Below are 22,437 nucleotides of genomic sequence, written 5' to 3'. Positions count from 1 at the left end.
GCGCCCGGGCGTCAGCGCTTCAGCGCGTACGTCTTGAGCAGACCGCGGCTGATGATCGTCTTCTGGATCTCGCTGGTGCCCTCGCCGATGAGCAGGAACGGCGCCTCGCGCATGAGCCGCTCGATCTCGTACTCCTTGGAGTAGCCGTAGCCGCCGTGGATGCGGAAGGACTGGGTGGTCACCTCGGCGCAGTACTCGCTGGCCAGCAGCTTGGCCATGCCGGCCTCGACGTCGTTGCGCTCCCCGGAGTCCTTGAGCCGGGCGGCCTTGACCATCAGGGCGTGCGCGGCCTCGACCTTGGTGGCCATCTCGGCGAGCTGGAAGGCGATCGCCTGGTGCTGCGCGATCGGCTTGCCGAAGGTCTCCCGCTGCTGCGCGTACTGGATGGCCAGCTCGAAGGCCCGGATCGAGATGCCGCAGGCCCGGGCGGCCACGTTGACCCGGCCGACCTCGACGCCGTCCATCATCTGGGAGAAGCCGCGGCCGGGCAGGCCGCCGAGGATGTCCTCGGCCTTGGCCTGGTAGCCGTCGAAGATGAGCTCGGTCGTGTCGACGCCCTTGTAACCCATCTTGTCGATCTTGCCGGGGATGGTGAGCCCGGGGACGACCTCGCCGAAGCCGGTGGGCTTCTCGACGAGGAACGTGGTCAGGTTCTGGTGGGCCTTCTCGGCGCCCTCATCGGTGCGGACCAGCGCCGCGACGAGCGTGGAGCTGCCACCGTTGGTCAGCCACATCTTCTGGCCGTCGATCGTGTAGTCGCCGTCGGCGCCCTTGGTGGCCTTCGTGCGGATGCCCGCCACGTCGGACCCCAGACCCGGCTCGGACATCGAGAAGGCGCCACGCACCTCGCCGGTGGCCATCCGCGGCAGGAAGCGTTCCTTCTGCTCCTGCGTGCCGTGCTGGATGATCATGTAGGCGACGATGAAGTGCGTGTTGATGACGCCGGAGACGCTCATCCAGCCGCGCGCGATCTCCTCGACGACGAGGGCGTAGGTCAGCAGCGACTCGCCGAGACCGCCGAACTCCTCGGGGATCGTCAGCCCGAAGATGCCCAGCTCCTTGAGCCCGTCGACGATCTCCTGGGGATAGATGTCGCCGTGCTCGAGCTCCTGCGCGTTCGGGATGATCTCCTTGTCGACGAAGCTCCTGACCGTCGACAGGATCTCCCGCTGGATGTCGGTCAGGTCGGCGGTCTGCGCCAGGCGAGTCATCTGGATGCGCTCCTCGGGGGACTCCGGTGTCCGTGGTTACCGGTGAGTATGGGCCACGACGGCGCCGCGCTCAGGGTGTGCCTGGTCACGGCAGCGGCCCCCGCCGTCTAGCGTGCGCCCGGTGAGCACTGGAGACGACGGCCTCTACCGGGGCGACCCACCGGCCGCACCGCCCCCGGCCCCGGCCGGGCCGCCGCCCGGGTACGCGCCACCTCCCGGCTCCGGGCCTCCTCCGGGCTACGGGCCTCCCCCGGGCTACGGCCCCCCGCCCGGGTACCCGCCGCCGGGATACGGGCCGCCGGGGTACCCGCCGGCGTTCTACCGGCCGCCCACCAACACGATGGCGATCCTCGCGCTGGTGTTCGCGTTCGTGTTCGCGCCCGCCGGGATCGTGCTCGGCGTGATGGCCCGCAAGCAGATCCGGGAGACCCGCGAGGAGGGTGACGGCCTCGCGCTGGCCGGCATCATCGTCGGCTCGATCTTCACCGGCATCTACGTGCTGATCATCCTGTTCTGGATCATCGCCTTCGCGTCGATCACCGGCAGCTTCGGCCCGTGAAGCCCCCGGCAATGGAAGCTCTACCTGCGCTCTGGCTCCCAGGACGCAGGCAAAGCTTCCGTTGCCCGGGGGGTCACTCCTCGGGGGGCGTGAAGGACGACGTCCGCTCCATGCCGGCGGCGCGGCCCTTGCCGGCGATGACCAGCGCCATCTTGCGGCTGGCCTCGTCGATCATCTCGTCGCCGAGCATCGCCGAGCCCTTCTTGCCGCCCTTCTCCGACGTCGCCCACTCGTAGGCGTCGAGGATCAGCTCGGCGTGGTCGTAGTCCTCCTGCGACGGCGAGTAGATCTCGTTGGCCGCGTCGACCTGGCCGGGGTGCAGCACCCACTTGCCGTCGAAGCCGAGGACGGCGGAGCGCTTCGCGACCTCCTTGAACGCCTCGACGTCGCGCACCTGGAGGAACGGGCCGTCGATCGCCTGCACGCCACGGGCACGGGCGGCCATCAGGATCTGCATGAGGATGTAGTGGAACGGGTCCCCCGCGTAGTCGGGGTGCAGGGCGCCGACCACGAGCGACTTCATGTTGATCGAGGCCATGAAGTCGGCCGGGCCGAAGATGATGGTCTCGATCCGCGGGCTGGCGAAGGCGATGTCGTTGACGCTGATCAGGCCCTGCGCCGTCTCGATCTGCGCCTCGATGCCGATCCGGCCGACCTCGAGCCCCTCGCTCTTCTCGATCTGGGTCAGCAGCATGTCCAGCGCCTTGACCTGGGCGGCGTCGGCCACCTTCGGCAGCATGATGCAGTCGAGCTCGGCGCCGGCGCCGCCGACGACCTCGATCACGTCGTGGTAGGTCCACTCCGTCGTCCAGTCGTTGACCCGGACCGTGCGGATCTTGTCGCCCCAGCCGCCCTCGTTCAGTGCCGCGACGATGTTCTTGCGGGCACTGGGCTTGGCCAGCGGTGCGCACGCGTCCTCGAGGTCGAGGAAGACCTGGTCGGCTCCCAGGCCCTTGGCCTTCTCCAGGAACCGGGGGTTGCTGCCCGGGACGGCGAGGTTGGAACGACGGGATCGGAGCTCGGCCACGGTGCCTCTCTTCATGAACGACGTTCGTCAGCTACCGGAGGGTAACCACGACGCCGGACACCCGCTCATCCGGAGTTGATCATCGGAGCCGTGCACGCTCCACTGGCGCGTCACCGCGTGTCCCGTGCACGAATCCGATGATCAACGGGAGCGGAGCTACGTGGCCTGCTCGACCAGGGTGGTCGGCCGCGACGCCCGCACGACCAGCGCCACCCCGACGACGACGGCGGCCATGCCGGGCAGCGCCAGCAGCGGCGGCGCCTGCCCCAGCAGGACCAGCGCCACGATCAGCGAGCCCGGCACCTCCAGCAGGACGGCGAGACTCACGACGGTCGGACCCACCGAGGAGAGCACCAGGTTGAGCAGGGTGTGTCCGAGCAGCTGGGCGACGACGGTGATGGCCGCGATCAGGAGCCAGTCACGCGTGCTGAGGCCCACCAGCTGCACGTCGAACAGCACCGCCGCGACGGCCAGGACGACGGCGCACACCGAGTAGCAGACGACGGTGTACGCCGAGGTCGCCAGCCGCTCCCGTGCCCGGGCGCCGGCCAGCACGTACCCGCCGGCCGCGATGGCCCCGAGCAGCGCCAGCGCGTCGCCCGTCACCGCCTCCCTGCTGACCGTGAAGTCCACGCCCGCGATCAGCGCCGCACCGACCACGGCGAGTACGAGCCCCCACCACACCGCGGCGGGCAGCCGCACGCCGGCGATCCGCGCGGCCAGCGCCGTCCAGATCGGGGTGGTGGTGACCAGGGCGATCGAGGCCGCCACCGTCGTCATCGTCAGGCTGGGCAGCCACGCCGCGAAGTGCGCCGCGAGGAACAGCCCGGCGACCGCGGAGCTGCGCAGATCACGCAACCGCAGACCGGTCAGCGTCGACCGCTCGCGGGTCAGGAGCACGGGCAGCAGCACCGCCGCGCCCGCCGCGTTGCGCCAGAACGCGATGGCCAGGGCCGGCGCGGCCACCAGCGCGGTCAGCGGGCCGGACAGGGAGATGCCGACGACGGCGATCGCAATGAGCGCCGTGTCGCGGCCGCCCGGGCGGTGCAGCTCCCACGCTGATCTGGCGGCTCTGTGGCCCTCCTGCAGGGGCCCGCCGCGAGCTTGCGAGCGGTGGGGGGCAGGAGGGTCCTTCATGGCAGGCGGATCCGGCCGCTCGCGATCGGGACGACGTCGCCCTGCACGGTCGCCGACACGGCCCGGCCCTCGGCCGCGGTGACGGTGCAGGACAGCACCGAGGGGCGGCCCAGCTTCTCGCCCTGCCGCACCGTGTACGTCGACGTCCCCTCGCCGGGCAGCAGCCCGGTGGCGACCAGCCACACCCCGGTGCCGAGCGCGGCGGACCCGGTGGCCGGGTCCTCGTCCCAGCGCAGGTCGCCGGCGAATACCCGCGCGTAGGCGGTGGCGGTGTCGGCGTCCCACGACAGCACGGAGACGCCCTCGCCCACGCCCAGGGTGTCGAGCGCGGCGTGGTCGGGGACGGCGTGGTCGACGACCTCCGGCCCCCGGACGGCGAGGTAGGTGAACGGCAGGCCGCAGCCGGCCAGGTGCGCGGGCGTCCCGGCCACGTCGTCGACGGCCAGGCTGAGCGCCGCCGCCAGCCCGCCGGCCGGGCGCTCGTGGCCCAGGCTCGGCTCGCCCCCGGTGAGGGTCGCGCCCGCGCCGTCCACCACCAGGTCGAGCACGCCGACCCCGCACTCCTGCCGCACCGTGCCGGCGGGCAGCCGGCCGGTGCGGACCAGCGTGTGGGCCGCCCCGACGCTCGGGTGGCCGGCGAAGGGCAGCTCGGCGAACGGGGTGAAGATCCGCACCCGGTAGTCGACGCCCGGCTCGGTGGGGGCCGACAGGAACGAGGTCTCCGAGAGGTGGAACTCGAACGCGAGCGCCTGGCACTGCTCGGTGGACAGGTGGTCCGCGCCGAACACCACGGCGAGCGGGTTGCCGGCGAACGCCCGCGGCGCGAACACGTCGACGACCTCGTACTCCAGGAATTCAGGGCCGCTCACGGCGCCGACGGTAGCCTTCGCAACCATGACCACGGCGACCAGGGCGTACGTCTCCCGGCTCGCCGGACTGACCGTCTTCGACCCCAACGGGGACCGGGTCGGCAAGGTCCGCGACGTCGTCGTGGCCCTGCGCGTGGGCACCGCCGCGCCGCGGGTGCTCGGCCTGGTCGTGGAGGTGGTCGCCCGCCGCCGGATCTTCGTGCCGATGGGCCGGGTGACCGCCATCGACCCGGGCGCGGTGATGCTCGCGAGCGGCACCATCAACCTCAAGCGCTTCGAGCAGCGGGCCGGCGAGACGCTGGTGCTCGGCGAGCTGCTCGACCGGACGGTCCGCATCCTCGAATCGGGCAAGCCCGCGCACGTCGTCGACGCCGGCATCGAGCAGACCCGCACCGGCGACTGGGCCCTCACCCGTGTCGCCGTCCAGGAGCCCGGACGGCTCGGCCGCCGCGGTCAGCTGCACCAGCTGGCCTGGGACGAGGCCGACGGGCTGGGTCTCCCGCAGAGCGGGCAGGGCGCCGAGACGCTGATCGCCACCTACCGCGAGCTCAACGCCGCCGACGTCGCGCACGCCCTGCAGGAGCTGCCGATCAAGCGCCGGCACGAGGTGGCCGAGGCGCTCGACGACGAGCGGCTGGCCGACGTGCTCGGCGAGCTGCCCGAGGCCGAGCAGATCACCATCCTCGGGACGCTGGAAGAGCGCCGGGCGGCCGACGTCCTGGAGGCGATGGACCCCGACGACGCCGCCGACCTGCTCGCCGAGCTGTCCAACGTCGACCGCAACCGGCTGCTCGAGCTGATGGAGCCCGACGAGGCCGAGCCGGTGCGCCAGCTGCTGAAGTACTCGGAGGACACCGCCGGCGGGATCATGACCAGCGAGCCGGTGATCCTCTCCCCCGACGCGACGATCGCCGAGGCGCTGGCGCGGGTGCGCGAGCCGGAGCTGACGCCGTCCCTGGCCAGCCAGGTGTACGTGTGCCGGCCGCCGTCCGCGACGCCGACCGGCCGCTACCTCGGCCTGGCGCACATCCAGCGCCTGCTGCGCGAGCCGCCGTCGTCCCTGGTCAGCGGCATCCTCGACGACCTCGAGCCGCTCAAGCCGGAGGCCCCGCTGGCCGAGGTCACCCGGTACTTCGCGACCTACAACCTGGTCGCCGCGCCGGTCGTCGACGCGCAGGGCCGGCTCGTGGGCGCGGTGAGCGTCGACGACGTCCTCGACCACCTGCTGCCCGACGACTGGCGCGAGCGGGCCCGCCGTGGCTGACCGGCAGCGCCTCGACGTCCCCCGGAGCCGGACCCGCAGCGTCACGAGCTTCCTGCGGCTGAACCCCGACGCCGTCGGCCAGTTCGCCGAGGGGATCGCCCGGTTCCTCGGGACCGGGCGGTTCCTCGCCGTCCAGACGATCATCGTGATCGTCTGGATCACGCTGAACGTCGCGGCGGTGCGGCTGCGGTGGGACCCGTACCCGTTCATCCTGCTCAACCTGGCGTTCTCCACGCAGGCCGCCTACGCCGCGCCGCTGATCCTGCTGGCGCAGAACCGCCAGGCCGACCGCGACCGCGTGCAGGCCGAGGAGGACCGCGCCCGAGCGGCCTCCATGCGCGCCGACACCGAGTACCTGGCCCGCGAGCTGGCCTCGCTGCGGGTCGCCGTCGGCGAGCTGGCCACCCGCGACTTCATCCGCGGCGAGCTCACCCGCATCCTCGACGGCGACGAGGACGGCGAGAAGCGCGAGAAGAAGTCGAAGAAGAAGCGCGACGCGGTCAGCTGAGCGCGCGCTCGATCGCCGCCAGCGGGTCCCCGGCCGCCGTGTCGACGACGACGTGCGGCTCGGTCCAGTCGTCGACCTCCCGCGCGACCACGCCGACCCAGTCCGGGTAGACCAGCCCCGGCAGGTCGCTCGTGCGCTGCTCCACCCGCCGCCGGTGCTCGTCCGTGTCGCTGCAGACCAGGCGCACCCACACCGCGGGGACGCCGTGGCGCGCGGCGAGCGCGGTCCACGGTTCCCGGCTCGCGGCGACCGGGAAGACGGCGTCGACCACCACGTCCGAGCCACCGGAGAGCAATGTGTCGGCGACGCTCAGCGCCAGCCCGTAGCCGGCGGCGCCCAGCTCGCCCGGAGCGACCAGCCCGAGGTCGACCAAGCCCGCCTCCAGCGCGTCGATGCGCACGTGCGCAGCACCGGTCCGGCGGGAGATCTCGCGCGCGAGGGTCGTCTTGCCGACACCGGGCAGCCCGCCCAGGAGCAACAGCACGCCGTCCATCCTGTCGTCCCCCCGCGGCAGACTGCGCGGCATGCGCACGCACACCGTGGTGCCATCACCCATCGGTCCGTTGACCGTCGTCCGGGAGGGCGGCGAGCTGGTGCGGCTGGCGATGTCCCCACCGGCGCACCTCGATCCCGACGAGCTGGGCGACCGGTCCGACGTGGGGTTCGGCGACGTCGTCCGCCAGCTCGGCGAGTACTTCGCCGGCGAGCGGACGACGTTCGACCTGCCCCTGCGGCCGCACGGCAGCGCTTTCGAGCTGGCGGTCTGGGACCAGCTGACCCGCATCCCGTACGGCGAGACGCGCTCCTACGGCTACGTCGCGAAGGCCGTCGGTGAACCGGGCGGCGCCCAGGCGGTCGGCGCGGCGAACGGGCGCAACCCGCTGGCCGTCGTCGTGCCCTGCCACCGGGTGATCGGCGCCGACGGCACCCTGGTCGGCTTCGGCGGCGGACTGCCGCGCAAGCGGTTCCTGCTCGACCTCGAGCAGCGGGCCGACCGGCTGTTCTGACGAGTCTCCGCCGTCCGGGGACGACGGTGGGTCGGCGGTCGGTCCTCAGCCGGCCACGGCGTGGACGAGGGCCCCGGCGGCGCCGGCCAGGATCAGCACCACGATGAACGGCGCGCGCAGCGCCAGGGCCAGGGCCGCGACCGTCAGCCCGGCCAGCCGGCCGTCGACGACGAGGTCGTTGCCCGAGGTGAGCGCCTGCACCGCCACCAGCGCGGCCAGCAATGCCGCCGGCACGAAGTCGACGATCCGCGCGACCCACGGCTGCTCCACCCAGGCGGCCGGCACCGACAACCCGGCCAGTTTCAGCAGGTAGCACCCGAGCGAGCCCGCGACCACGGTCGCCCACAGCGCGGTGCCCGTCATGCCATCTCCTGCTCGGGAGTGGGGCGGGGGGTCGGGCGCGGCCGGCCGGCCAGACCGACCGCGACCACGGCGGCGATGACCTGCACGCCGGCCGGGACGAACGGGGTGAGCGCGAGCGCGACGACCGCGCCGCCCACCGCGACCCGGCGCTGCACGGCCGCCTCCGGGAAGCTCCTTCGCAGCCGCGGCCAGAGCAGCGCGAGGAAGGCCGCGGGGACGACGGCGTCGAGCGCCGCCAGCGCCGCACCGCTGAGCGCGGCCGCGCCGAGCGCGCCGATGACCGTCGTCAGGTTCCAGGTGAGGAAGATCGACGCGCCGCCGACGAGGAACGCCAGCCGGGCCAGCTTCCGGTCAGGCGCGGCGATGGCCAGCGCGGTCGTCTCGTCGATGACCCAGTGCGCCGTCGCGATCCGGGGCAGCACCCCGTGCGGCCGCAGCAGCGGGACCAGGCGGACGCCGTAGACGGTGTTGCGGGTGCCGAGCAGCAGGGCGCTGCCGACGGCGGCCAGCGCGCTACCGCCGGCGCCGAGGACGCCGACCAGCGCGAACTGCGAGGCGCCCGTGAACATGAGCAGCGACATGGTCATCGCCTGCCACGTGGTCAGCCCGGCCGCGTCGGCGGCCGCACCGAATGCCGCGCCGTAGAGGCCTACCGCCAGCCCGAGCCCGAGGGCGTCGCGCAGGGTCGCGGTGCAGGCGGCGGACACGGAGCGAGGCTAACGAGGCGCCGCCGGCTCATGGCCGCCGCCGTCCGAGGGGATCAGCGCAGCTGCGCCTGCACGCGCTCGGCCCGTACGAGCAGGTCGGCGATCTCCCAGGACTCGCCGTGCGCGGCCTCGGCCGCCTCGTCCAGCAGCCGCGCGGCGGCGGCGAGCTCGCGCTGCACCACGATGCCCGGCGCGGTGGTGAGCGTGACCCCGGGCTCCGTGCCGAGAGCAGCGGCCGCTCGCCGGGCCAGCGTGGCCAGGGAGAGCAACGCCCGACCCGCGGGCAGGTGGCCGGAGTACCGGTCGGTGTCGTCGTCGGTCGCCGCGGAGAGGAGGACGGCGTCCACGACGAGGCGGAGGGCGTCGGTGGAAGGAGTCCGGGTGGTGCCGGTGTCGAGCATCGTCGTCGTCATGGCGGCGACGCTCGTCGTGAGGGGCAGCCTCGGGCATCGGCCGATCGCGCAGTTCTCCGGCCCTGGAGGTGTCTGAGGGAGGGGCTGGCGCGTCTGAGGGCCTCAGACGGCGTGCGGAGCAGATCACTCTGCCGGCGGCGGCGCCGGCGGACACCCGCCGTACAGTGGAAGGCGACCCGATCGCGCAGGTCGCTGCCGTTCCCGGCCGCCCCGGACGCGGGTTCCCCGTCGAAGGAGACACACGCAACGATGTCCGACCCCGTGACCGCCGCGCCGGCGCTCGACGCCGTGAACGCGGCTCTGGCCACCGTGCAGGACCCCGAGATCAACCGCCCTCTCACCGAGCTGGGCATGGTCAAGGACGTGCAGATCGGCGCCGACGGTTCGGTGCGGGTCGAGGTCTACCTGACCGTCTCCGGCTGCCCGATGCGCGAGACGATCACCAACCGGGTCACGCAGGCGGTCTCCGCCGTCCCCGGCGTGACCTCGGTGTCGGTCGTCCTCGACGTCATGAACGACGAGCAGCGCGCCGAGCTGCGCCGCACCGTGCGGGGCACCGACGCCGCCGACCCGGTCATCCCCTTCGCCCAGCCCGGTTCGCTGACGCGCGTGTACGCCGTCGCCTCGGGCAAGGGTGGCGTCGGCAAGTCGTCGGTCACGGTCAACCTGGCCGCGGCGCTGGCCAAGCGCGGGCTCGCGGTGGGTGTCGTGGACGCCGACATCTACGGCCACTCGGTGCCGCGGATGCTGGGCGTCGACGACAAGCCCACGCAGGTCGACAACATGATCATGCCGCCGCAGTCCTACGGCGTGAAGGTCATCTCGATCGGCATGTTCACCCCGGGCAACACCCCCGTCGTGTGGCGTGGCCCGATGCTGCACCGCGCCTTGCAGCAGTTCCTCGCCGACGTCTGGTGGGGCGACCTCGACGTCCTGCTCATGGACCTCCCGCCCGGCACCGGTGACGTCGCCATCTCGGTGGCGCAGCTGGTGCCCAACGCCGAGATCCTCGTGGTGACGACGCCGCAGCTCGCCGCCGCCGAGGTGGCCGAGCGGGCCGGCGCGATCGCCACCCAGACCCACCAGCAGGTGGTCGGCGTCGTCGAGAACATGAGCTGGCTCGACCTGCCCGACGGCTCCCGCATGGAGGTCTTCGGCTCCGGCGGTGGCGAGGCGGTGTCCGACGCGCTCACCCGCACGCTCGGCGCGCGCGTGCCGCTGCTCGGCCAGATCCCGCTCGACACGCGGCTGCGCGAGGCCGGCGACGCCGGTGCGCCGATCGTGCTCGCCGAGCCCGAGTCGGCCGCGGCCCAGGCGCTCGAGAAGATCGCCGAGGGTCTCGCCGTCCGCCAGCGTGGCCTGTCCGGGATGTCGCTGGGGCTCACCCCCGTCCGGCACTAGCTCCCTCCGGGGGCCGAGTTCGCGGTCCAGGGGTCCTGCAGGACCCCTGGAGCGCGAACTGCACCCCGGTAGCGGCCGTCAGGCCTGGCCGGCGGACTCCACCGCGTCGGCCTCCGCCGCCTGCTTCAGGCGCTGCAAGGTCGCGCGGATGCCCTCCCGGTTGCGCTCGGGGAACTTCGCCCGGCGCACGAAGAAGTCGGTCGGGGCGTTGGCCCGGGACATGTCGAACGTCTCGGTCACCGTCGTCCCGCCGTCGGCCGTGGGCGCGAGCTCGTAGCGCCAGCGGTTGGCGGTGAAGTGCCGCCAGGCGATCCGCCGGTCGGCCTCGAACTCCACGACGCGGTTGCGGATCAGGTACGGGACGCCGAACAGCTTCATGCGGACGGTGAAGGTCTGGCCCTTGGCGGTGATCGTGGCCGGGCCGCCGATCACCGACCCGACCGAGCCCGAACCGTCGATGCGGGAGTGCTGGCGCGGGTCGGCGAGGATCGCGAACACCACGGCCGGCGGCGCGTCGACGGTGATGCTCTCGGAGATCAGCTGCTCGGTCACGGGTCGACGGTATTCGCAAGGCCAAGCGTTGTCCCGACGAGTGGGGGCCGGAGGCCTCCGCGAGGAGTGGGCGAAAGGGCTCAGCGACGGCCGGGACGGCACCTGGCCGCGGTGTCGCCCGGAGGGCGACGGGGGGCATCGCAGATCAGGTCGCGTCGGCGTCGAAGGGGGGTGGCGTGGCGTGGTCGCGGGGGCGGGCGGGCGCCGCGGTCGCGCCGCTGCGGTGCACGGTCGGCGTCTCCGGCTCGTCGTCCTCGAAGAGCTGGCTGCGGATGAAGGTCTTCGGGTGGTACTTGCGCAGGTCGAGGTCGCGCAGCTCGGGCAGGTCGTCGCCCAGTGACTCGTTCACCTGCTGCCGGACGCCGGTGACCGCCGACCGCACCTTCTTGAGGCCGGTCGCGGCGTCCTTGGCCAGGGAGGGCAGGCGCTCGGGACCGAAGATGAACAGCGCGGCGAGGGCGAGCACGATGATCTCGCCCCAGCCGATCGAGTCGAACACGCACCCCTCCTGTTCTCGCCGGGCGCGGGTGCGCCGCTCTCAGGGTAAGCGGGCTAGGCGGCCTCGAGGGTCGCCTGTACCTCGCGCGAGCCACCGCCGCGGACGACCTCGATGGTGATCGTGTCCCCCGGCTCGAACGCGTCGACGGCGACCACGAGCTCCTCGGAGCTGCCGACCGGCTCGCCGTCGACGGCGATGACGATGTCCTGCTCCTCGATGCCGGCCGCCTCGGCGGGGCTGCCGGGCTCGACGTTGAGCACCAGGGCGCCGTCACGCGTGCCGTCGGTGACCGACCGGGCGTTGACGCCGAGCGAGGCGTGCACGGCCTCACCGTCGTCGATGAGCTGCTCGGCGATGTCGCGGACGGTGTCGATCGGGATGGCGAAGCCGAGCCCGACGCTGCCGCCACCGACCGAGGCGATCGCCGTGTTGATGCCGATGAGCGCGCCGGTCGCGTCGACGAGGGCACCGCCGGAGTTGCCCGGGTTGATCGGTGCGTCGGTCTGGACCGCGCTGATGACGGCGTTGGTGTCGCTGCCCTCGCCGGAGAGCCGAACCGGGCGGTCGAGCGCACTGACGATGCCGCTGGTGACGGTGCCGGCCAGCCCGAGCGGCGAGCCGATGGCCACCACGGGGTCGCCGACGACGACGTCGTCGGAGTTGCCCAGCTGCGCGGTGACCAGACCGGGCTTCTCGACCTTGAGGACGGCGATGTCGCTGGCCGGGTCCCGGCCCACGATGCGCGCCGCCGAGCCGCTGCCGTCGGAGAAGACGGCGCGGATCTCGGCGCCGTCGACGCCGTCGGCGCCGGAGACGACGTGGTTGTTGGTGACGATGTAGCCGTTCTCGCCCTCGATGACGACGCCGGAACCGGTGGCGCCGACCTCGCCGACGCGGACCTCGATCGAGACGACGGTCGGGGTGACCCGATCGGCGATGTCGGCCACCGACCCGGGCTCCCGAGCCACCCCCGCGTCGACTTCGGAGAGCTGGGTGCCCGGGGCGAACAGCGGCGTCTCGGAGTTCTCGCGGGTCAGGTAGTAGCCGACGCCGCCGCCGAGCAGGCCGACCAGCAGGACGGCGAACACCACCAGCGCCGAGAGCCGGATGGACAGGTCGCGCAGCCGCAGGCGCTTGCGGCCCTTCGGGTCGGTGACCACCGGGCCGGGCTGGTCCTCGTCGTCCTCCTCGTACACCGCGGGCGCGCCCAGGCCCGCCGGGGCGTCGGGGTCGCGCCAGGGGTCGCTGCGGGCGTCGGGCTTCCACCACGGTCCGCTGGCGGTGCGGCGCCGGCCGGGCCGCCCGCCGGGCGGGTCCTGCAGGCCGGTCTGGCCGGTGCGGGGGCCGAACGCGCGCAGCAGCGCCTCGGGCGGAGGCGGGGGTACGGGGCGGCGCGGCGGCAGCGGGCGGTCGTCGGCGAACCCGCCGTCCACCGTCGTGGGGCGGCCGAACGCGGCCCGCTGCCCGTCGCTGGGCCGCGGGGCCGACACCGGCCGGGGCTCGAGGCGCGCGGGCGGGGCGAACGGGCCGTCGTGGCCGTCGGGGCGGACGAACGCGGCATCGGACGAGCGCCCGGCGTCATTGCCGGCCGCCCGACCGGCGGCGGAGGTGGGGTCGTCGGAGGTGCTCAGGGGGTTCCGTCCCGATCCCTGAGGCCGCTCGTGCCGACGGTCACGGTCCGGATCACGGGCGGCACCACCTCGGTGTGCCGCTCCGGTGCCGACGGGCCGGCGACCGGGCCGGTGGGGACGCGGCCGGGGGCGGCCTCACCGGGCGGCAGGTTGAGCGCGAGCGCGGTGACCCCCACGCCGAGACCGACGAGCGTGCCGGTGAGACCGCGGCGCAGCCAGCGGGCCGAGTGGGCGTGGTGCTCGCGACGCCGGGGCGTCAGGTCGACCGACCAGGACCCGGTGGCGCCGGTGACGGTGAGCCCCCCGGGACCGGCCGAGAGCGTGCCGCCGCCGGGGCCGGCGACGTCGGTGGTGAACGGGATGGCGCACAGCCGCGACATCAGGTCACCGGGAACGGCCACCTCGGCGCTGTCGTGCAGCGCCGCCTTCGCCTCGCGCTGCGCCTGCACGGCCATGCGGCACTGCAGGCAGCCGGCGAGGTGCCGGGCGGCGCGGCCGGCCGGACCGGCCGTCAGTTCCCCGTCGACGAGTGCCGCGATGGCCTCCTGGGCCAGGTGGCTCTCGGGAATGCTCATGCGCCCTCCCCGCCGAGCATCGTCGCGTTCGCGGCACCCGCGCGGGGGGCGAGGTGGGCCAGCGCCTGCCGCAGCTGGACGCGCCCGCGGTGGATGCGGCTGCGGACGGTGCCGAGCTTGATCCCGAGGGTCGCAGCGATCTCCTCGTACGTCAGACCCTCGATGTCGCACAGGACGACGGCGACGCGGAACTCCGGGGAGAGCGCGTCGAGCGCCGCCTGGATCTGCGGGTCGAGGTGCGTGTCGCTGTAGACCTGCTCCGGGCTCGGCGAGGTGCCGGGCAGCCGCTCGGTGTCCTCGGGCAGCGCGTCGAAGCGGATCCGCTGCCGGCGCCGGACCATGTCGAGGAACAGGTTCGTGGTGATCCGGTGCAGCCAGCCCTCGAAGGTGCCGGGCGAGAAGTCGGCCAGGGAGCGGAAGACACGGACGAACGTCTCCTGCGTGAGGTCCTCGGCGTCCTGCGGGTTGCCCGAGAGCCGGTAGGCCAGCCGGTAGACCCGCGCGGAGTGGTCGCGGACGACCTGCTCCCACGTGGGCGCCACCCAGCCCTCGGACTCGGGGCGCACGACCGGTTCGGACACCCCTAGAGGATCGCAGACGCCAGCGCTCGCGACCCCTCCGGCGTCGTCGGGTCGGGCAGACGCGTCTCGCTTCAGGCGCACACCGTGATCAACGGACGGCGTACGCACCCGTGTTCCCGGGCCGGCCGGTTCCCAGCCGATTCACAGCCGGGCGGGCGACCCGGTACCGCCCGACGCCGCTCCCACAGCTCCGGCCACTACCCTCGGCCGGTGATGAGCGCCGACCGACCGCCGTCCTCCGGCGGCACCGACGGCGCCGCCTACGCCGACCGATTCGCCACCGAGTCGCCCGAGATGACGGCGGCGCGCAACCGCGCCTTCCACCTGCCCGGATCGCCCCCGGTCGAGCCGGCGGTGGGCGCGACCCTGGCCGTGCTGGCCGCCGGCGTCGGGGCCCGGTCGGTGGTGTCCATCGGCAGCGGTGGCGGGCTGGCGGGGCTCTGGCTGCTGCGCGGCATGCGGGCCGACGGCGTCCTCACGGCTCTGGACGGCGACCCCGAGCAGCTGCGCGCCGCGCGCAAGGCGTTCGCCGACGCGGGCGTGGCGTCGGGCCGGGCACGGCTGATCTTCGGCACACCGGCGGAGGTCCTCCCCCGGCTGTCCTCGGGTGCCTACGACATGGTCGTGTGCGCCGGTCAGCCTCGGGAGTACAGCGAGCAGCTGGCCCAGGTGCTGGGCCTGGTGCGGGTCGGGGGCACGCTGGTCTGCCACGGCCTGCTCCAGGACGGGCGGGTCGCCGACCGCACCGCCCGGGACCCGCAGACGGTCGCGTGGCGCGAGGTGGCGCGGGCCGTCCGCGAGGAGGAGACCCTGCTGTCGGCGGTGCTGCCCATCGGCGCCGGCCTCCTGGTGGCCAGCAAGCGCGCCTAGGAAGAGGACCCCGTCCTCCCCGCCCTTCGCAGGCTCAGGGCGGTGCCCTGGACGGGGCCGAACGGCACACGGAGCTGCGCCGCTACACGACGGCGCGGGCGCCCTTGCCGAGCACGGCGACGCCGCCCTCGCTGACGTGGTAGTTGCGCCGGTCGGCGGCGTGGTCGACGCCGATCCGCGCCCAGGGCGGGACGACGACGTTCTTGTCCAGGATCGCCCGCCGGACGTAGGCGCCCTCGCCGATGTACACGCCGTCCATCAGGACGCTGTCCTCGACGCGGGCGCCGCGCTCGACCCGCACCCCCGGCGAGACGACCGAGTTGTGCACCGAGCCCCCGCCGATGATCGCGCCGGCGCTGACCATCGACTCCTCCGCGCGGCCACCCAGCACGAACTTGGCCGGGGGCAGCTGCGGCGGGAGGGTGAAGATCGGCCAGCGGTCGTTGTAGAGGTTGAAGACCGGCGTCACCGACACCAGGTCCATATGCGCCTCGAAGTAGGAGTCGATGGTGCCGACGTCCCGCCAGTAGCCGTGGTCGCGCTCGGTCGTGCCGGGGACGACGTTGGTCGAGAAGTCGTAGACCCAGGCGTCACCGGCCGAGGCCAGCATCGGCATGATCGAGCCGCCCATGTCGTGCACCGAGTTCTCGTCCTCGGCGTCGGCGCGCAGCGCCTCGAGCAGCGCGTCGGTCGTGAAGACGTAGTTGCCCATGGAGGCGAAGCTCTCCTCGGGCGAGTCCGGCAGGCCGGGCGGGTCCGCCGGCTTCTCCAGGAACCCGCGCACCTTGCCGTCGGCGTCGGCGTCGATGACGCCGAACTCGGTCGCCTCGCGACGCGGCACGCGCAGCCCGGCGATGGTGACCCCGGCGCCGGTCTGCAGGTGCTGGTCGACCATCTGCCCCGGGTCCATCCGGTAGACGTGGTCGGCGCCGAAGACGACGACGATCTCGGGTCGCTCGTCGTAGATCAGGTTCAGCGACTGGAAGATCGCGTCGGCGCTGCCGGTGTACCAGCGCGGGCCGAGTCGCTGCTGCGCCGGCACCGGCGTCACGTAGTTGCCGAGCAGCGACGACATCCGCCAGGTCTGGGTGATGTGCCGGTCGAGGCTGTGGCTCTTGTACTGGGTGAGCACGGCGATCTGCCGGATCTCGGCGTTCACGAGGTTGGAGAGCACGAAGTCGATGAGCCGGTAGTTGCCGCCGAACGGCACGGCGGGCTTGGCCCGGTCGGCCGTCAGCGGGGCCAGCCGCTTGCCCTCACCGCCGGCCAGGACGATGCCGAGAACCCGTGGGCCGCCTCTCATGTGACGCAACGTAGCCGTAACCGGGGTCGGTTGCCTCCCTCGCGTCGCTCATCCGCCCCCAAGGGCTGAAGGACCTCCCTGCCCCCCACCGCTCGCACGCTCGCGCCGGGGCCCTGCAGGGAGGCCGACCTTGCAGGAATCCATAGGCTCGCCCCATGCGCATCGGGATCGTGACCCGCGAGTGGCCCCCGGACGTCTACGGCGGGGCGGGGGTGCACATCGAGCACCTCGTGGCCGCGATGCGCTCCCTGCCGGCGGGGCCCGAGATCGACGTCCACTGCTTCGGTCGGCCCCGGCCCGACGCGCTCGCCCACCCCGTCCCCGCCAACCTCCAGGACGCCAACGGGGCGTTGCAGGCGGTGGGCGTCGACGTCGAGATCGCCGCCGCCCTGGCCGGCGCCGACCTCGTGCACACCCACACCTGGTACGCCAACACCGCGGGGCTGCTGGCCTCGCTGGTCCACGGCGCGCCGCACGTGGTGACGGCGCACTCACTCGAGCCGCGCCGTCCCTGGAAGGCCGACCAGCTCGGCGGTGGCTATCGGCTCTCCTCCTGGGTGGAGCGGACGGCGTACCTCGCGGCGGACGCGGTGATCGCGGTGAGCCACGGGATGAGGGCCGACGTCCTGGACGCCTACCCCGACCTCGACCCGGCGCGCGTGCACGTGGTGGGCAACGGGGTCGACGCCGAGGCATACCGGCCGGTCGACGCCCCCGACGTGGTCCGCTCGCTGGGCGTCGACCTCGACCGCCCGTACGCGCTGTTCGTCGGCCGGATCACCCGCCAGAAGGGCGTGATGCACCTGCTGGCCGCCGCCGAGCAGCTGCCCCCGGAGGTCGGCCTCGTGCTCTGCGCGGGCGCACCCGACACCGAGGCCGAGCGGCAGCAGGTCGCCGACGCGGTGGCGGCGCTGCAGGCACGGCGCACCGGCGTCGTCTGGATCGAGGCGATGCTGCCGCGCGAGCAGCTCGTCCCGCTGATCACCGCGGCCACCGTGTTCGTGGTGCCCTCGGTCTACGAGCCGCTCGGCATCGTCAACCTCGAGGCCGCCGCCTGCGGCACCGCCGTCGTCGCCAGCGCCGTCGGCGGCATCCCGGAGGTCGTCGACGACGGCCGCACCGGCCTGCTGGTGCCCTACGACCCGGCCGACCCGGCGGCGTTCGAGCGGGCGCTCGCGGCGCGGATCGCCGAGCTGGCCCTCGATCCCGGCCGCGCCGCCGCGATGGGCGCGGCCGGCCGGGAGCGGGTGCTGTCCGAGTTCGGCTGGCCGGCGATCGCCCAGCAGACCGTCGAGGTGTACTCCGGGGTCCTGAGCGGCCGGCGCTGACCGCGCCCCTGGTACCTTCCCCCCGCCGGCCCGTGCGCCGGTGACGCAACGGCAGCGAAGTCCGGTGCAAACCCGGCGCTGTCCCGCAACTGTGAGGGTTCTTCCGAGAACCTGAGCCAGATCGCCTGCCCTGCGTCATGTTTCCGACCCTCGCGGCAAGGGTCGCGCATCGAGCGCTGGGTCCGCTCATGAGCGATTTCGCCGCCTCCCTCCGGAGGCTCCCATGTCCCACCCCCGACGGCGGTCCCGTCCCGCCGCGCTGCTCCTGCCCGCCCTCCTGGTCCTGACCGCCTGCGGCGGCGGTTCCTCCTCGACCGAGGAGGACACCGGCACCTCGGCCGCGGCCCAGGAGCAGCCGTTCCCGGTCACCGTCACCGGCGACGACGGCGAGCTCACCCTCGAGCAACAGCCCGAGTCGATCGTGTCGATGTCGGCGACCGCCACCGAGATGCTCTTCGCGATCGGCGCCGGCCCGCAGGTCGAGGCCGTCGACAGCACGTCCAACTACCCCGAGGACGCCCCGATCACCGACCTGTCGGCGTTCACCCCCAACGCGGAGGCGGTCGCCGCCTACCAGCCCGATCTCGTCGTCCTCAGCGACGACATGAACGGCATCGTCGACGCCCTCGACGCGCTGTCGGTTCCGACGCTGCTGCTGAACGGCGCGGCCACGCTCGACGACAGCTACGAGCAGCTCGAGACGCTCGGAGCGGCCACCGGGCACGCCGACGACGCCGCGAAGGTGATCCAGGACATGCAGGACCGGATCGCGGCCGCGGTCGACTCGGCCGCCAGTGCCGCGGCCGGCCTGAGCGTCTACCACGAGCTGGACCCGACCTACTACTCCGCGTCGAGCTCGACGTTCATCGGCGGCATCTACGAGCTGTTCGGCCTGGAGAACATCGCCGACGAGGCCCCGGGTGCCGAGACCGGGTACCCGCAGCTGTCGGCGGAGTACGTGGTCGGGGCCGCACCGGACCTGATCGTCCTGGCCGACACCGTGTGCTGCGACCAGACCGCCGAGGCCCTGGCGCAGCGGCCGGCGTTCGACACGGTGCCCGCCGTCCAGGAGGGCCGCGTGCTCGCCGCCAGCGACGACGTCGCCTCGCGCTGGGGCCCGCGCGTGGCCGACTTCGCCGAGTCCGTCGCCGAGATCCTCAACGGCTGACGACGACGCGGTCATGGCAGTGACGCTCCGCGGAGCACGGGCCGGGCGGGCGGGGGTGGACCCCTCGCCCGCCCGGCGGCGCCTCCGCCCGGCCCTCGTGCTCTGCGGCGCCGGCCTCGCGCTGGTGCTCACCGTGCTGGCCGGGGTGTGGATCGGGGCCTTCCCGCTGCCCCCGGGCGCGGTCGTGCTCACCCTGCTGGACCGGGCGCTCGGCCCGCTCACCGGCGTGGAGATCGCCGGGGGGCTGGACCCGACCGGCGCGGCGGTGCTGCTGGAGCTGCGGCTGCCGCGGGTGCTGCTCGGCGTCCTGGTCGGGGCGGGGCTCGCCGTCTCCGGCGCCGCCTACCAGGGCGTCTTCCGCAACGCCCTCGCCGATCCCTACCTGCTCGGCGCGGCCGCCGGGGCCGGGCTCGGCGCCACCCTGGTCATCGCCTACGCCCCGTCGCAGTCGCTCGGGCCGGTCGGCGTCGTCCCGCTGGCCGCGTTCGTCGGTGCGCTGCTCGGCGTCGGGGCGGCCCTGGCCCTGGGCACGGCGGCCGGGGGCTCGCAGAGCGCCACGCTGCTGCTCGCCGGCATCGCCGTCGCCTCGTTCCTCGCCGCGGGGCAGACGCTCATCCAGCAGCAGAACACCGAGGACCTGCGCGAGGTCTACGGCTGGCTGCTCGGCCAGCTGGGCCGGGCGCAGTGGTCCGACGTCGGCCTGGTGCTGCCCTACCTCGGCACCGCCGTCGTCGTCCTGCTGCTGTGCGGCCGCGCGCTCGACGTGCTCGCGGTCGGCGACGACGAGGCGCGCTCGCTCGGCGTGCACCCGGGCCGGCTGCGGCTGCTGGTCATCGTCGCCGCCTCCCTGGCGACCGCGGCGGCCGTCGCGGTGAGCGGGCTGATCGGATTCGTCGGCCTGGTCGTCCCGCACGTCGCCCGGCGGCTGATCGGCAGCTCCTACCACCTGGTGCTGCCCGCCTCGCTCCTGCTCGGTGGCGGCTTCCTGGTGCTCGCCGACCTGGTGGCCCGCACCGTGCTGGCGCCGGCCGAGCTGCCCATCGGCGTCGTGACCGCGTTCATCGGTGCCCCGTTCTTCGCGGGCCTGCTCTGGATGGGGGCGAGGCGGCGGTGACCGGCGCGCGCATCGAGGTCGTCGGCCTCACCGCCGCCTACGGCCGCACCCGCGTGCTGGACACCGTGCGGGTGACGGTCGAGCCGGGCGGCTGGCTCGCCGTCATCGGCCCCAACGGCTCCGGCAAGTCGACGCTGCTGCGGTGCATCCTCGGGCTGCACCCGCACGAGGGCCTGGTCCGCCTCGACGGGGTCGACACCAGCGGCATGCCCCGGCGCCAGCGCGCCCGGCAGGTGGCCTACGCGCCGCAGCTGCCGGTGCTGCCCGAGGGCGTCTCGACCCGGGACTACGTGATGCTGGGCCGGACCCCGCACCGGGCTCTGCTGTCGGCTCCGCGTGCGGTCGACCGGCAGGTGGTGGCCGACGTCATGGAGCGGCTGGAGATCGGCGCCCTGGCCGGCCGGCCGCTGCGCACCCTGTCCGGCGGCGAGCAGCAGCGCGCCGTCCTCGCGCGGGCGCTGGCCCAGCAGCCGCGGGTGCTCCTGCTCGACGAGCCGACGTCGTCGCTGGATCTCGGCCACGCCCAGCAGGTGCTCGACCTCGTCGACGGGCTGCGCCGGCAGGACGGGCTGACCGTGCTCAGCACGCTGCACGACCTCACGCTGGCGGGGCAGTACGCCGACCGGCTGGCCCTGCTCTCGCGGGGCCGGGTGGCCGCCGAGGGCACCCCCGCCGAGGTCCTCACGACGGCGGCCCTGCAGACGTACTACGGGGCCCGCGCGCAGGTCGTCGAGGGACCCCACGGACCCGCGGTCCTGCCGGTCCGGTAGCCCGACCAGCGACGCGCTGATGCGCACGAGCGCGGTTATGGCGGGCTGACAACCGCAACGATGCGCACGAGCGCGGCGACAGGTCCCGCGCTATCGCGCCGGACGGAAGCGCAGGCTGTCCCCCGGGCGCAGCTGCGCCACGGCGGGCAGGTCGGCCGTCACGACCACCGCCAGCACCGGGTAGCCGCCCGTGACCGGGTGGTCGGCCAGGAGGAGGACCGGCGCACCGTCGGGCGGCACCTGCAGCGCACCGGGGACCAGCCCCTCGCTGGGCAGCTCGTCGTCGCGGACGCGGTGCAGCCGTGGCCCGCCCAGCCGCAGCCCGACCCGGTCGCTGTCGGCGGTCACCGTCCAGGACTGCGTGGTCAACGCCGCCCAGGCCGAGGGGTCGAGCCACGCGCGGCGGGGCCCCGGCAGCACCCGGAGCACCGGGTCCGCGGGCGGGAACCGCACGGCCGCGACGTCCACGACGGGCTCGTCGGCGGCGAGGCCGCCCACGGCCAGCCGCGTGCCCGTGGCGAGCGGGTCGGGCCCCAGCCCCGAGAGGGTGTCGGTGCTGCGCGACCCGAGGACAGGAGGGATGTCGATGCCGCCGCGCACGGCGAGATAGGAGCGCAGCCCGGCGCGCGGGAGCCCGAGCGACAACACCGCGCCGGCCGGCAGCGTCACCGGCGCGTTCAGCGGCGCCGGCCGGCCGTCGACGTCCAGCGGGACCGGGGCGCCGGTGACGGCGACCAGGACCGTGCGGTCGGCCCGCACCCGCAGCCCGCCGGCGGTGATCTCGACGGTCGCAGCCTCGGGCCGGTTGCCGACGAGCCGGTTGGCGAGGTCGGCCGAGGCCGCGTCCGCCGCCCCCGACCGCGGGACGCCGATCGAGGCCCAGCCCGGCCGGCCGCGGTCCTGGACGGTGGCCAGCGGCCCGGGGGTGAGGACGGTCAGCACTCAGCGCACCTCCCGGAACCGCACGCGCGCGCCCGGTCGCAGCAGCGCTGGATCCTCCCGCTCGACGTCGAACAGCACCGCCTCGGTGCGCCCGACCAGCTGCCATCCCCCGGGCGACGCCCGCGGGTAGGCACCGGCGAACGGCCCGGCCAGCCCGACCGCTCCCGCCGGGACCCGCGTCCGGGGCGTCGCCCGCCGCGGCACGTGCAGCTCCTCCGGCAGGCCGGTCAGGTAGCCGAAACCCGGGGCGAAACCGCTGAAGGCGACGGTGAGCTCGATCCCGGTGAGGACGGCGACGACCGCGGCGGCCGACCGACCGGTGAGGTCGGCCACGTCGGCGAGGTCGGGGCCGTCGAACACCACGGGCAGCTCGACCGGCGGCAGGGCGGAGACGACGGGCACCGGAGCCGTGGCCAGCCGCCGGAGCACGGCGGCGTCGGTCTCGGCCGGCGGTCGGTCGAGGTGGACGAGAACCGTCCGCGCGGCGGGGACGAGGTCGCGCTGCCCGGGCAGGGGGGATCGTTCCAGCGCCGCCGTCACCGCGGCCACGGCGGCGAGGTCGGCGACCTCGACCAGGAGCGCCCGGTCGCCGTAGGGCGACACGTGCAGGTCGGCGCCGATGGTCACCGGTCCATGAT

At 74.1% G+C, this 22,437-nt stretch carries 26 protein-coding genes and 1 riboswitch; of the genes, 10 read left to right on the top strand and 16 right to left on the bottom strand.

The features are described 5' to 3' along the window. Nucleotides 1–11: 11 nt before the first annotated feature. A complete protein-coding gene (locus ABD644_RS14705; protein ID WP_344689686.1) occupies nucleotides 12–1,211 on the bottom strand; it encodes an acyl-CoA dehydrogenase family protein in 1,200 nt (399 codons plus the stop codon). Between the two features lie 121 nt (nucleotides 1,212–1,332). Between ABD644_RS14705 and ABD644_RS14700 the strand changes: the two genes are divergently transcribed. Next, nucleotides 1,333–1,770, top strand: coding sequence for a DUF4190 domain-containing protein (locus ABD644_RS14700; protein WP_344689685.1), 438 nt, complete (start codon nucleotides 1,333–1,335; stop codon nucleotides 1,768–1,770). Nucleotides 1,771–1,843: 73 nt separating this feature from the next. Here the strand turns inward: ABD644_RS14700 and ABD644_RS14695 are convergent, their stop codons facing one another. The 3 genes from ABD644_RS14695 to ABD644_RS14685 all read right to left on the bottom strand — a co-directional run bounded on the left by ABD644_RS14695 (nucleotide 1,844) and on the right by ABD644_RS14685 (nucleotide 4,803). Next, nucleotides 1,844–2,797, bottom strand: coding sequence for an HpcH/HpaI aldolase/citrate lyase family protein (locus ABD644_RS14695; protein ID WP_344689684.1), 954 nt, complete (start codon nucleotides 2,795–2,797; stop codon nucleotides 1,844–1,846). Between the two features lie 156 nt (nucleotides 2,798–2,953). Continuing rightward, a complete protein-coding gene (locus ABD644_RS14690) occupies nucleotides 2,954–3,934 on the bottom strand; it encodes a DMT family transporter (RefSeq protein ID WP_344689683.1) in 981 nt (326 codons plus the stop codon). Beyond that, complete coding sequence (locus ABD644_RS14685) at nucleotides 3,931–4,803, bottom strand: PhzF family phenazine biosynthesis protein (protein ID WP_344689682.1); 873 nt, start codon at nucleotides 4,801–4,803, stop codon at nucleotides 3,931–3,933. Before ABD644_RS14685 ends, ABD644_RS14690 begins: the two co-directional genes overlap by 4 nt. Nucleotides 4,804–4,828: 25 nt before the next feature. Between ABD644_RS14685 and ABD644_RS14680 the strand changes: the two genes are divergently transcribed. Both ABD644_RS14680 and ABD644_RS14675 read left to right on the top strand, forming a co-directional pair. Next, nucleotides 4,829–6,067: a magnesium transporter MgtE N-terminal domain-containing protein gene (locus ABD644_RS14680; protein WP_344689681.1), complete on the top strand. Its 1,239-nt coding sequence runs from the start codon at nucleotides 4,829–4,831 to the stop codon at nucleotides 6,065–6,067. Further along, nucleotides 6,060–6,575, top strand: coding sequence for a DUF1003 domain-containing protein (locus ABD644_RS14675; protein ID WP_344689680.1), 516 nt, complete (start codon nucleotides 6,060–6,062; stop codon nucleotides 6,573–6,575). Before ABD644_RS14680 ends, ABD644_RS14675 begins: the two co-directional genes overlap by 8 nt. Here the strand turns inward: ABD644_RS14675 and ABD644_RS14670 are convergent. Further along, entirely contained in the window at nucleotides 6,568–7,059 is a 492-nt protein-coding gene (locus tag ABD644_RS14670; protein WP_344689679.1) for a P-loop nucleotide/nucleoside kinase family protein, read from the bottom strand. The genes ABD644_RS14675 and ABD644_RS14670 overlap by 8 nt on opposite strands. 40 nt (nucleotides 7,060–7,099) lie before the next feature. Between ABD644_RS14670 and ABD644_RS14665 the strand changes: the two genes are divergently transcribed. Continuing rightward, nucleotides 7,100–7,582, top strand: a complete 483-nt coding sequence (locus tag ABD644_RS14665) for a methylated-DNA--[protein]-cysteine S-methyltransferase (protein ID WP_344689678.1) — start codon at nucleotides 7,100–7,102, stop codon at nucleotides 7,580–7,582. A 45-nt stretch (nucleotides 7,583–7,627) separates the two neighbouring features. On the opposite strand, the gene ABD644_RS14660 is transcribed toward ABD644_RS14665, so the two are convergent. Genes ABD644_RS14660 through ABD644_RS14650 form a run of 3 tightly spaced genes read right to left on the bottom strand, consistent with a single transcriptional unit; the run spans nucleotide 7,628 to nucleotide 9,065 of the window. After that, complete coding sequence (locus ABD644_RS14660) at nucleotides 7,628–7,945, bottom strand: AzlD domain-containing protein (protein WP_344689677.1); 318 nt, start codon at nucleotides 7,943–7,945, stop codon at nucleotides 7,628–7,630. Beyond that, entirely contained in the window at nucleotides 7,942–8,652 is a 711-nt protein-coding gene (locus tag ABD644_RS14655) for an AzlC family ABC transporter permease (protein WP_344689676.1), read from the bottom strand. Before ABD644_RS14655 ends, ABD644_RS14660 begins: the two co-directional genes overlap by 4 nt. A gap of 53 nt (nucleotides 8,653–8,705) precedes the next feature. Then, nucleotides 8,706–9,065, bottom strand: a complete 360-nt coding sequence (locus tag ABD644_RS14650; protein WP_344689675.1) for a hypothetical protein — start codon at nucleotides 9,063–9,065, stop codon at nucleotides 8,706–8,708. Between the two features lie 249 nt (nucleotides 9,066–9,314). Between ABD644_RS14650 and ABD644_RS14645 the strand changes: the two genes are divergently transcribed. Further along, on the top strand, nucleotides 9,315–10,466 hold the full coding sequence (locus tag ABD644_RS14645) for an Mrp/NBP35 family ATP-binding protein (RefSeq protein WP_344689674.1): 1,152 nt from the start codon (nucleotides 9,315–9,317) through the stop codon (nucleotides 10,464–10,466). Nucleotides 10,467–10,544: 78 nt separating this feature from the next. Here ABD644_RS14645 and ABD644_RS14640 read toward each other — a convergent pair whose 3' ends face one another. The 5 genes from ABD644_RS14640 to sigE all read right to left on the bottom strand — a co-directional run bounded on the left by ABD644_RS14640 (nucleotide 10,545) and on the right by sigE (nucleotide 14,304). Continuing rightward, a complete protein-coding gene (locus tag ABD644_RS14640; protein ID WP_344689673.1) occupies nucleotides 10,545–11,018 on the bottom strand; it encodes an SRPBCC family protein in 474 nt (157 codons plus the stop codon). Between the two features lie 145 nt (nucleotides 11,019–11,163). Next, nucleotides 11,164–11,517, bottom strand: coding sequence for a twin-arginine translocase TatA/TatE family subunit (locus ABD644_RS14635; RefSeq protein WP_344689672.1), 354 nt, complete (start codon nucleotides 11,515–11,517; stop codon nucleotides 11,164–11,166). A 53-nt stretch (nucleotides 11,518–11,570) separates the two neighbouring features. Next, on the bottom strand, nucleotides 11,571–13,007 hold the full coding sequence (locus ABD644_RS14630) for a S1C family serine protease (protein ID WP_344689670.1): 1,437 nt from the start codon (nucleotides 13,005–13,007) through the stop codon (nucleotides 11,571–11,573). Nucleotides 13,008–13,144: 137 nt separating this feature from the next. Beyond that, a complete protein-coding gene (locus ABD644_RS14625; RefSeq protein WP_344689669.1) occupies nucleotides 13,145–13,723 on the bottom strand; it encodes an anti-sigma factor family protein in 579 nt (192 codons plus the stop codon). Next, a complete protein-coding gene (gene sigE / locus ABD644_RS14620) occupies nucleotides 13,720–14,304 on the bottom strand; it encodes an RNA polymerase sigma factor SigE (RefSeq protein WP_344689668.1) in 585 nt (194 codons plus the stop codon). Before sigE ends, ABD644_RS14625 begins: the two co-directional genes overlap by 4 nt. 213 nt (nucleotides 14,305–14,517) lie before the next feature. On the opposite strand from sigE, the gene ABD644_RS14615 reads away from it, so the two are divergent. Beyond that, nucleotides 14,518–15,174: an O-methyltransferase gene (locus ABD644_RS14615; protein ID WP_344689667.1), complete on the top strand. Its 657-nt coding sequence runs from the start codon at nucleotides 14,518–14,520 to the stop codon at nucleotides 15,172–15,174. 82 nt (nucleotides 15,175–15,256) lie between these two features. Here ABD644_RS14615 and glgC read toward each other — a convergent pair whose 3' ends face one another. After that, nucleotides 15,257–16,477, bottom strand: coding sequence for a glucose-1-phosphate adenylyltransferase (glgC, locus tag ABD644_RS14610; protein ID WP_344689666.1), 1,221 nt, complete (start codon nucleotides 16,475–16,477; stop codon nucleotides 15,257–15,259). A gap of 155 nt (nucleotides 16,478–16,632) precedes the next feature. Here glgC and glgA point away from each other — a divergent pair, with 155 nt between their 5' ends. The 4 genes from glgA to ABD644_RS14590 all read left to right on the top strand — a co-directional run bounded on the left by glgA (nucleotide 16,633) and on the right by ABD644_RS14590 (nucleotide 20,857). Beyond that, nucleotides 16,633–17,805: a glycogen synthase gene (gene glgA / locus ABD644_RS14605; RefSeq protein WP_344689665.1), complete on the top strand. Its 1,173-nt coding sequence runs from the start codon at nucleotides 16,633–16,635 to the stop codon at nucleotides 17,803–17,805. Between the two features lie 28 nt (nucleotides 17,806–17,833). After that, nucleotides 17,834–17,975, top strand: a riboswitch (adenosylcobalamin (AdoCbl) riboswitch). Nucleotides 17,976–18,028: 53 nt separating this feature from the next. Next, nucleotides 18,029–18,973, top strand: a complete 945-nt coding sequence (locus tag ABD644_RS14600) for an ABC transporter substrate-binding protein (protein ID WP_344689664.1) — start codon at nucleotides 18,029–18,031, stop codon at nucleotides 18,971–18,973. 13 nt (nucleotides 18,974–18,986) lie between these two features. Next, a complete protein-coding gene (locus ABD644_RS14595) occupies nucleotides 18,987–20,087 on the top strand; it encodes a FecCD family ABC transporter permease (RefSeq protein WP_344689663.1) in 1,101 nt (366 codons plus the stop codon). Next, nucleotides 20,084–20,857, top strand: a complete 774-nt coding sequence (locus tag ABD644_RS14590; protein WP_344689662.1) for an ABC transporter ATP-binding protein — start codon at nucleotides 20,084–20,086, stop codon at nucleotides 20,855–20,857. The genes ABD644_RS14595 and ABD644_RS14590 overlap by 4 nt, the downstream gene beginning before the upstream one ends. 90 nt (nucleotides 20,858–20,947) lie before the next feature. Here ABD644_RS14590 and ABD644_RS14585 read toward each other — a convergent pair whose 3' ends face one another. Next, nucleotides 20,948–21,799 carry a 5-oxoprolinase subunit C family protein gene (locus tag ABD644_RS14585; RefSeq protein WP_344689661.1) on the bottom strand — a complete coding sequence of 284 codons (852 nt, stop codon included), beginning with the start codon at nucleotides 21,797–21,799 and terminating at the stop codon, nucleotides 20,948–20,950. Next, on the bottom strand, nucleotides 21,800–22,426 hold the full coding sequence (locus ABD644_RS14580; RefSeq protein WP_344689660.1) for a 5-oxoprolinase subunit B family protein: 627 nt from the start codon (nucleotides 22,424–22,426) through the stop codon (nucleotides 21,800–21,802). It lies immediately after the preceding gene. Nucleotides 22,427–22,437 lie beyond the last annotated feature (11 nt).

Origin of the sequence: Blastococcus jejuensis, from assembly GCF_039534705.1 — a bacterium.
Lineage (GTDB): Bacteria > Actinomycetota > Actinomycetes > Mycobacteriales > Geodermatophilaceae > Blastococcus_B > Blastococcus_B jejuensis.
Note: the sequence above shows the minus strand (reverse complement) of the source record. Positions and strands in the feature narration are given on the sequence as shown.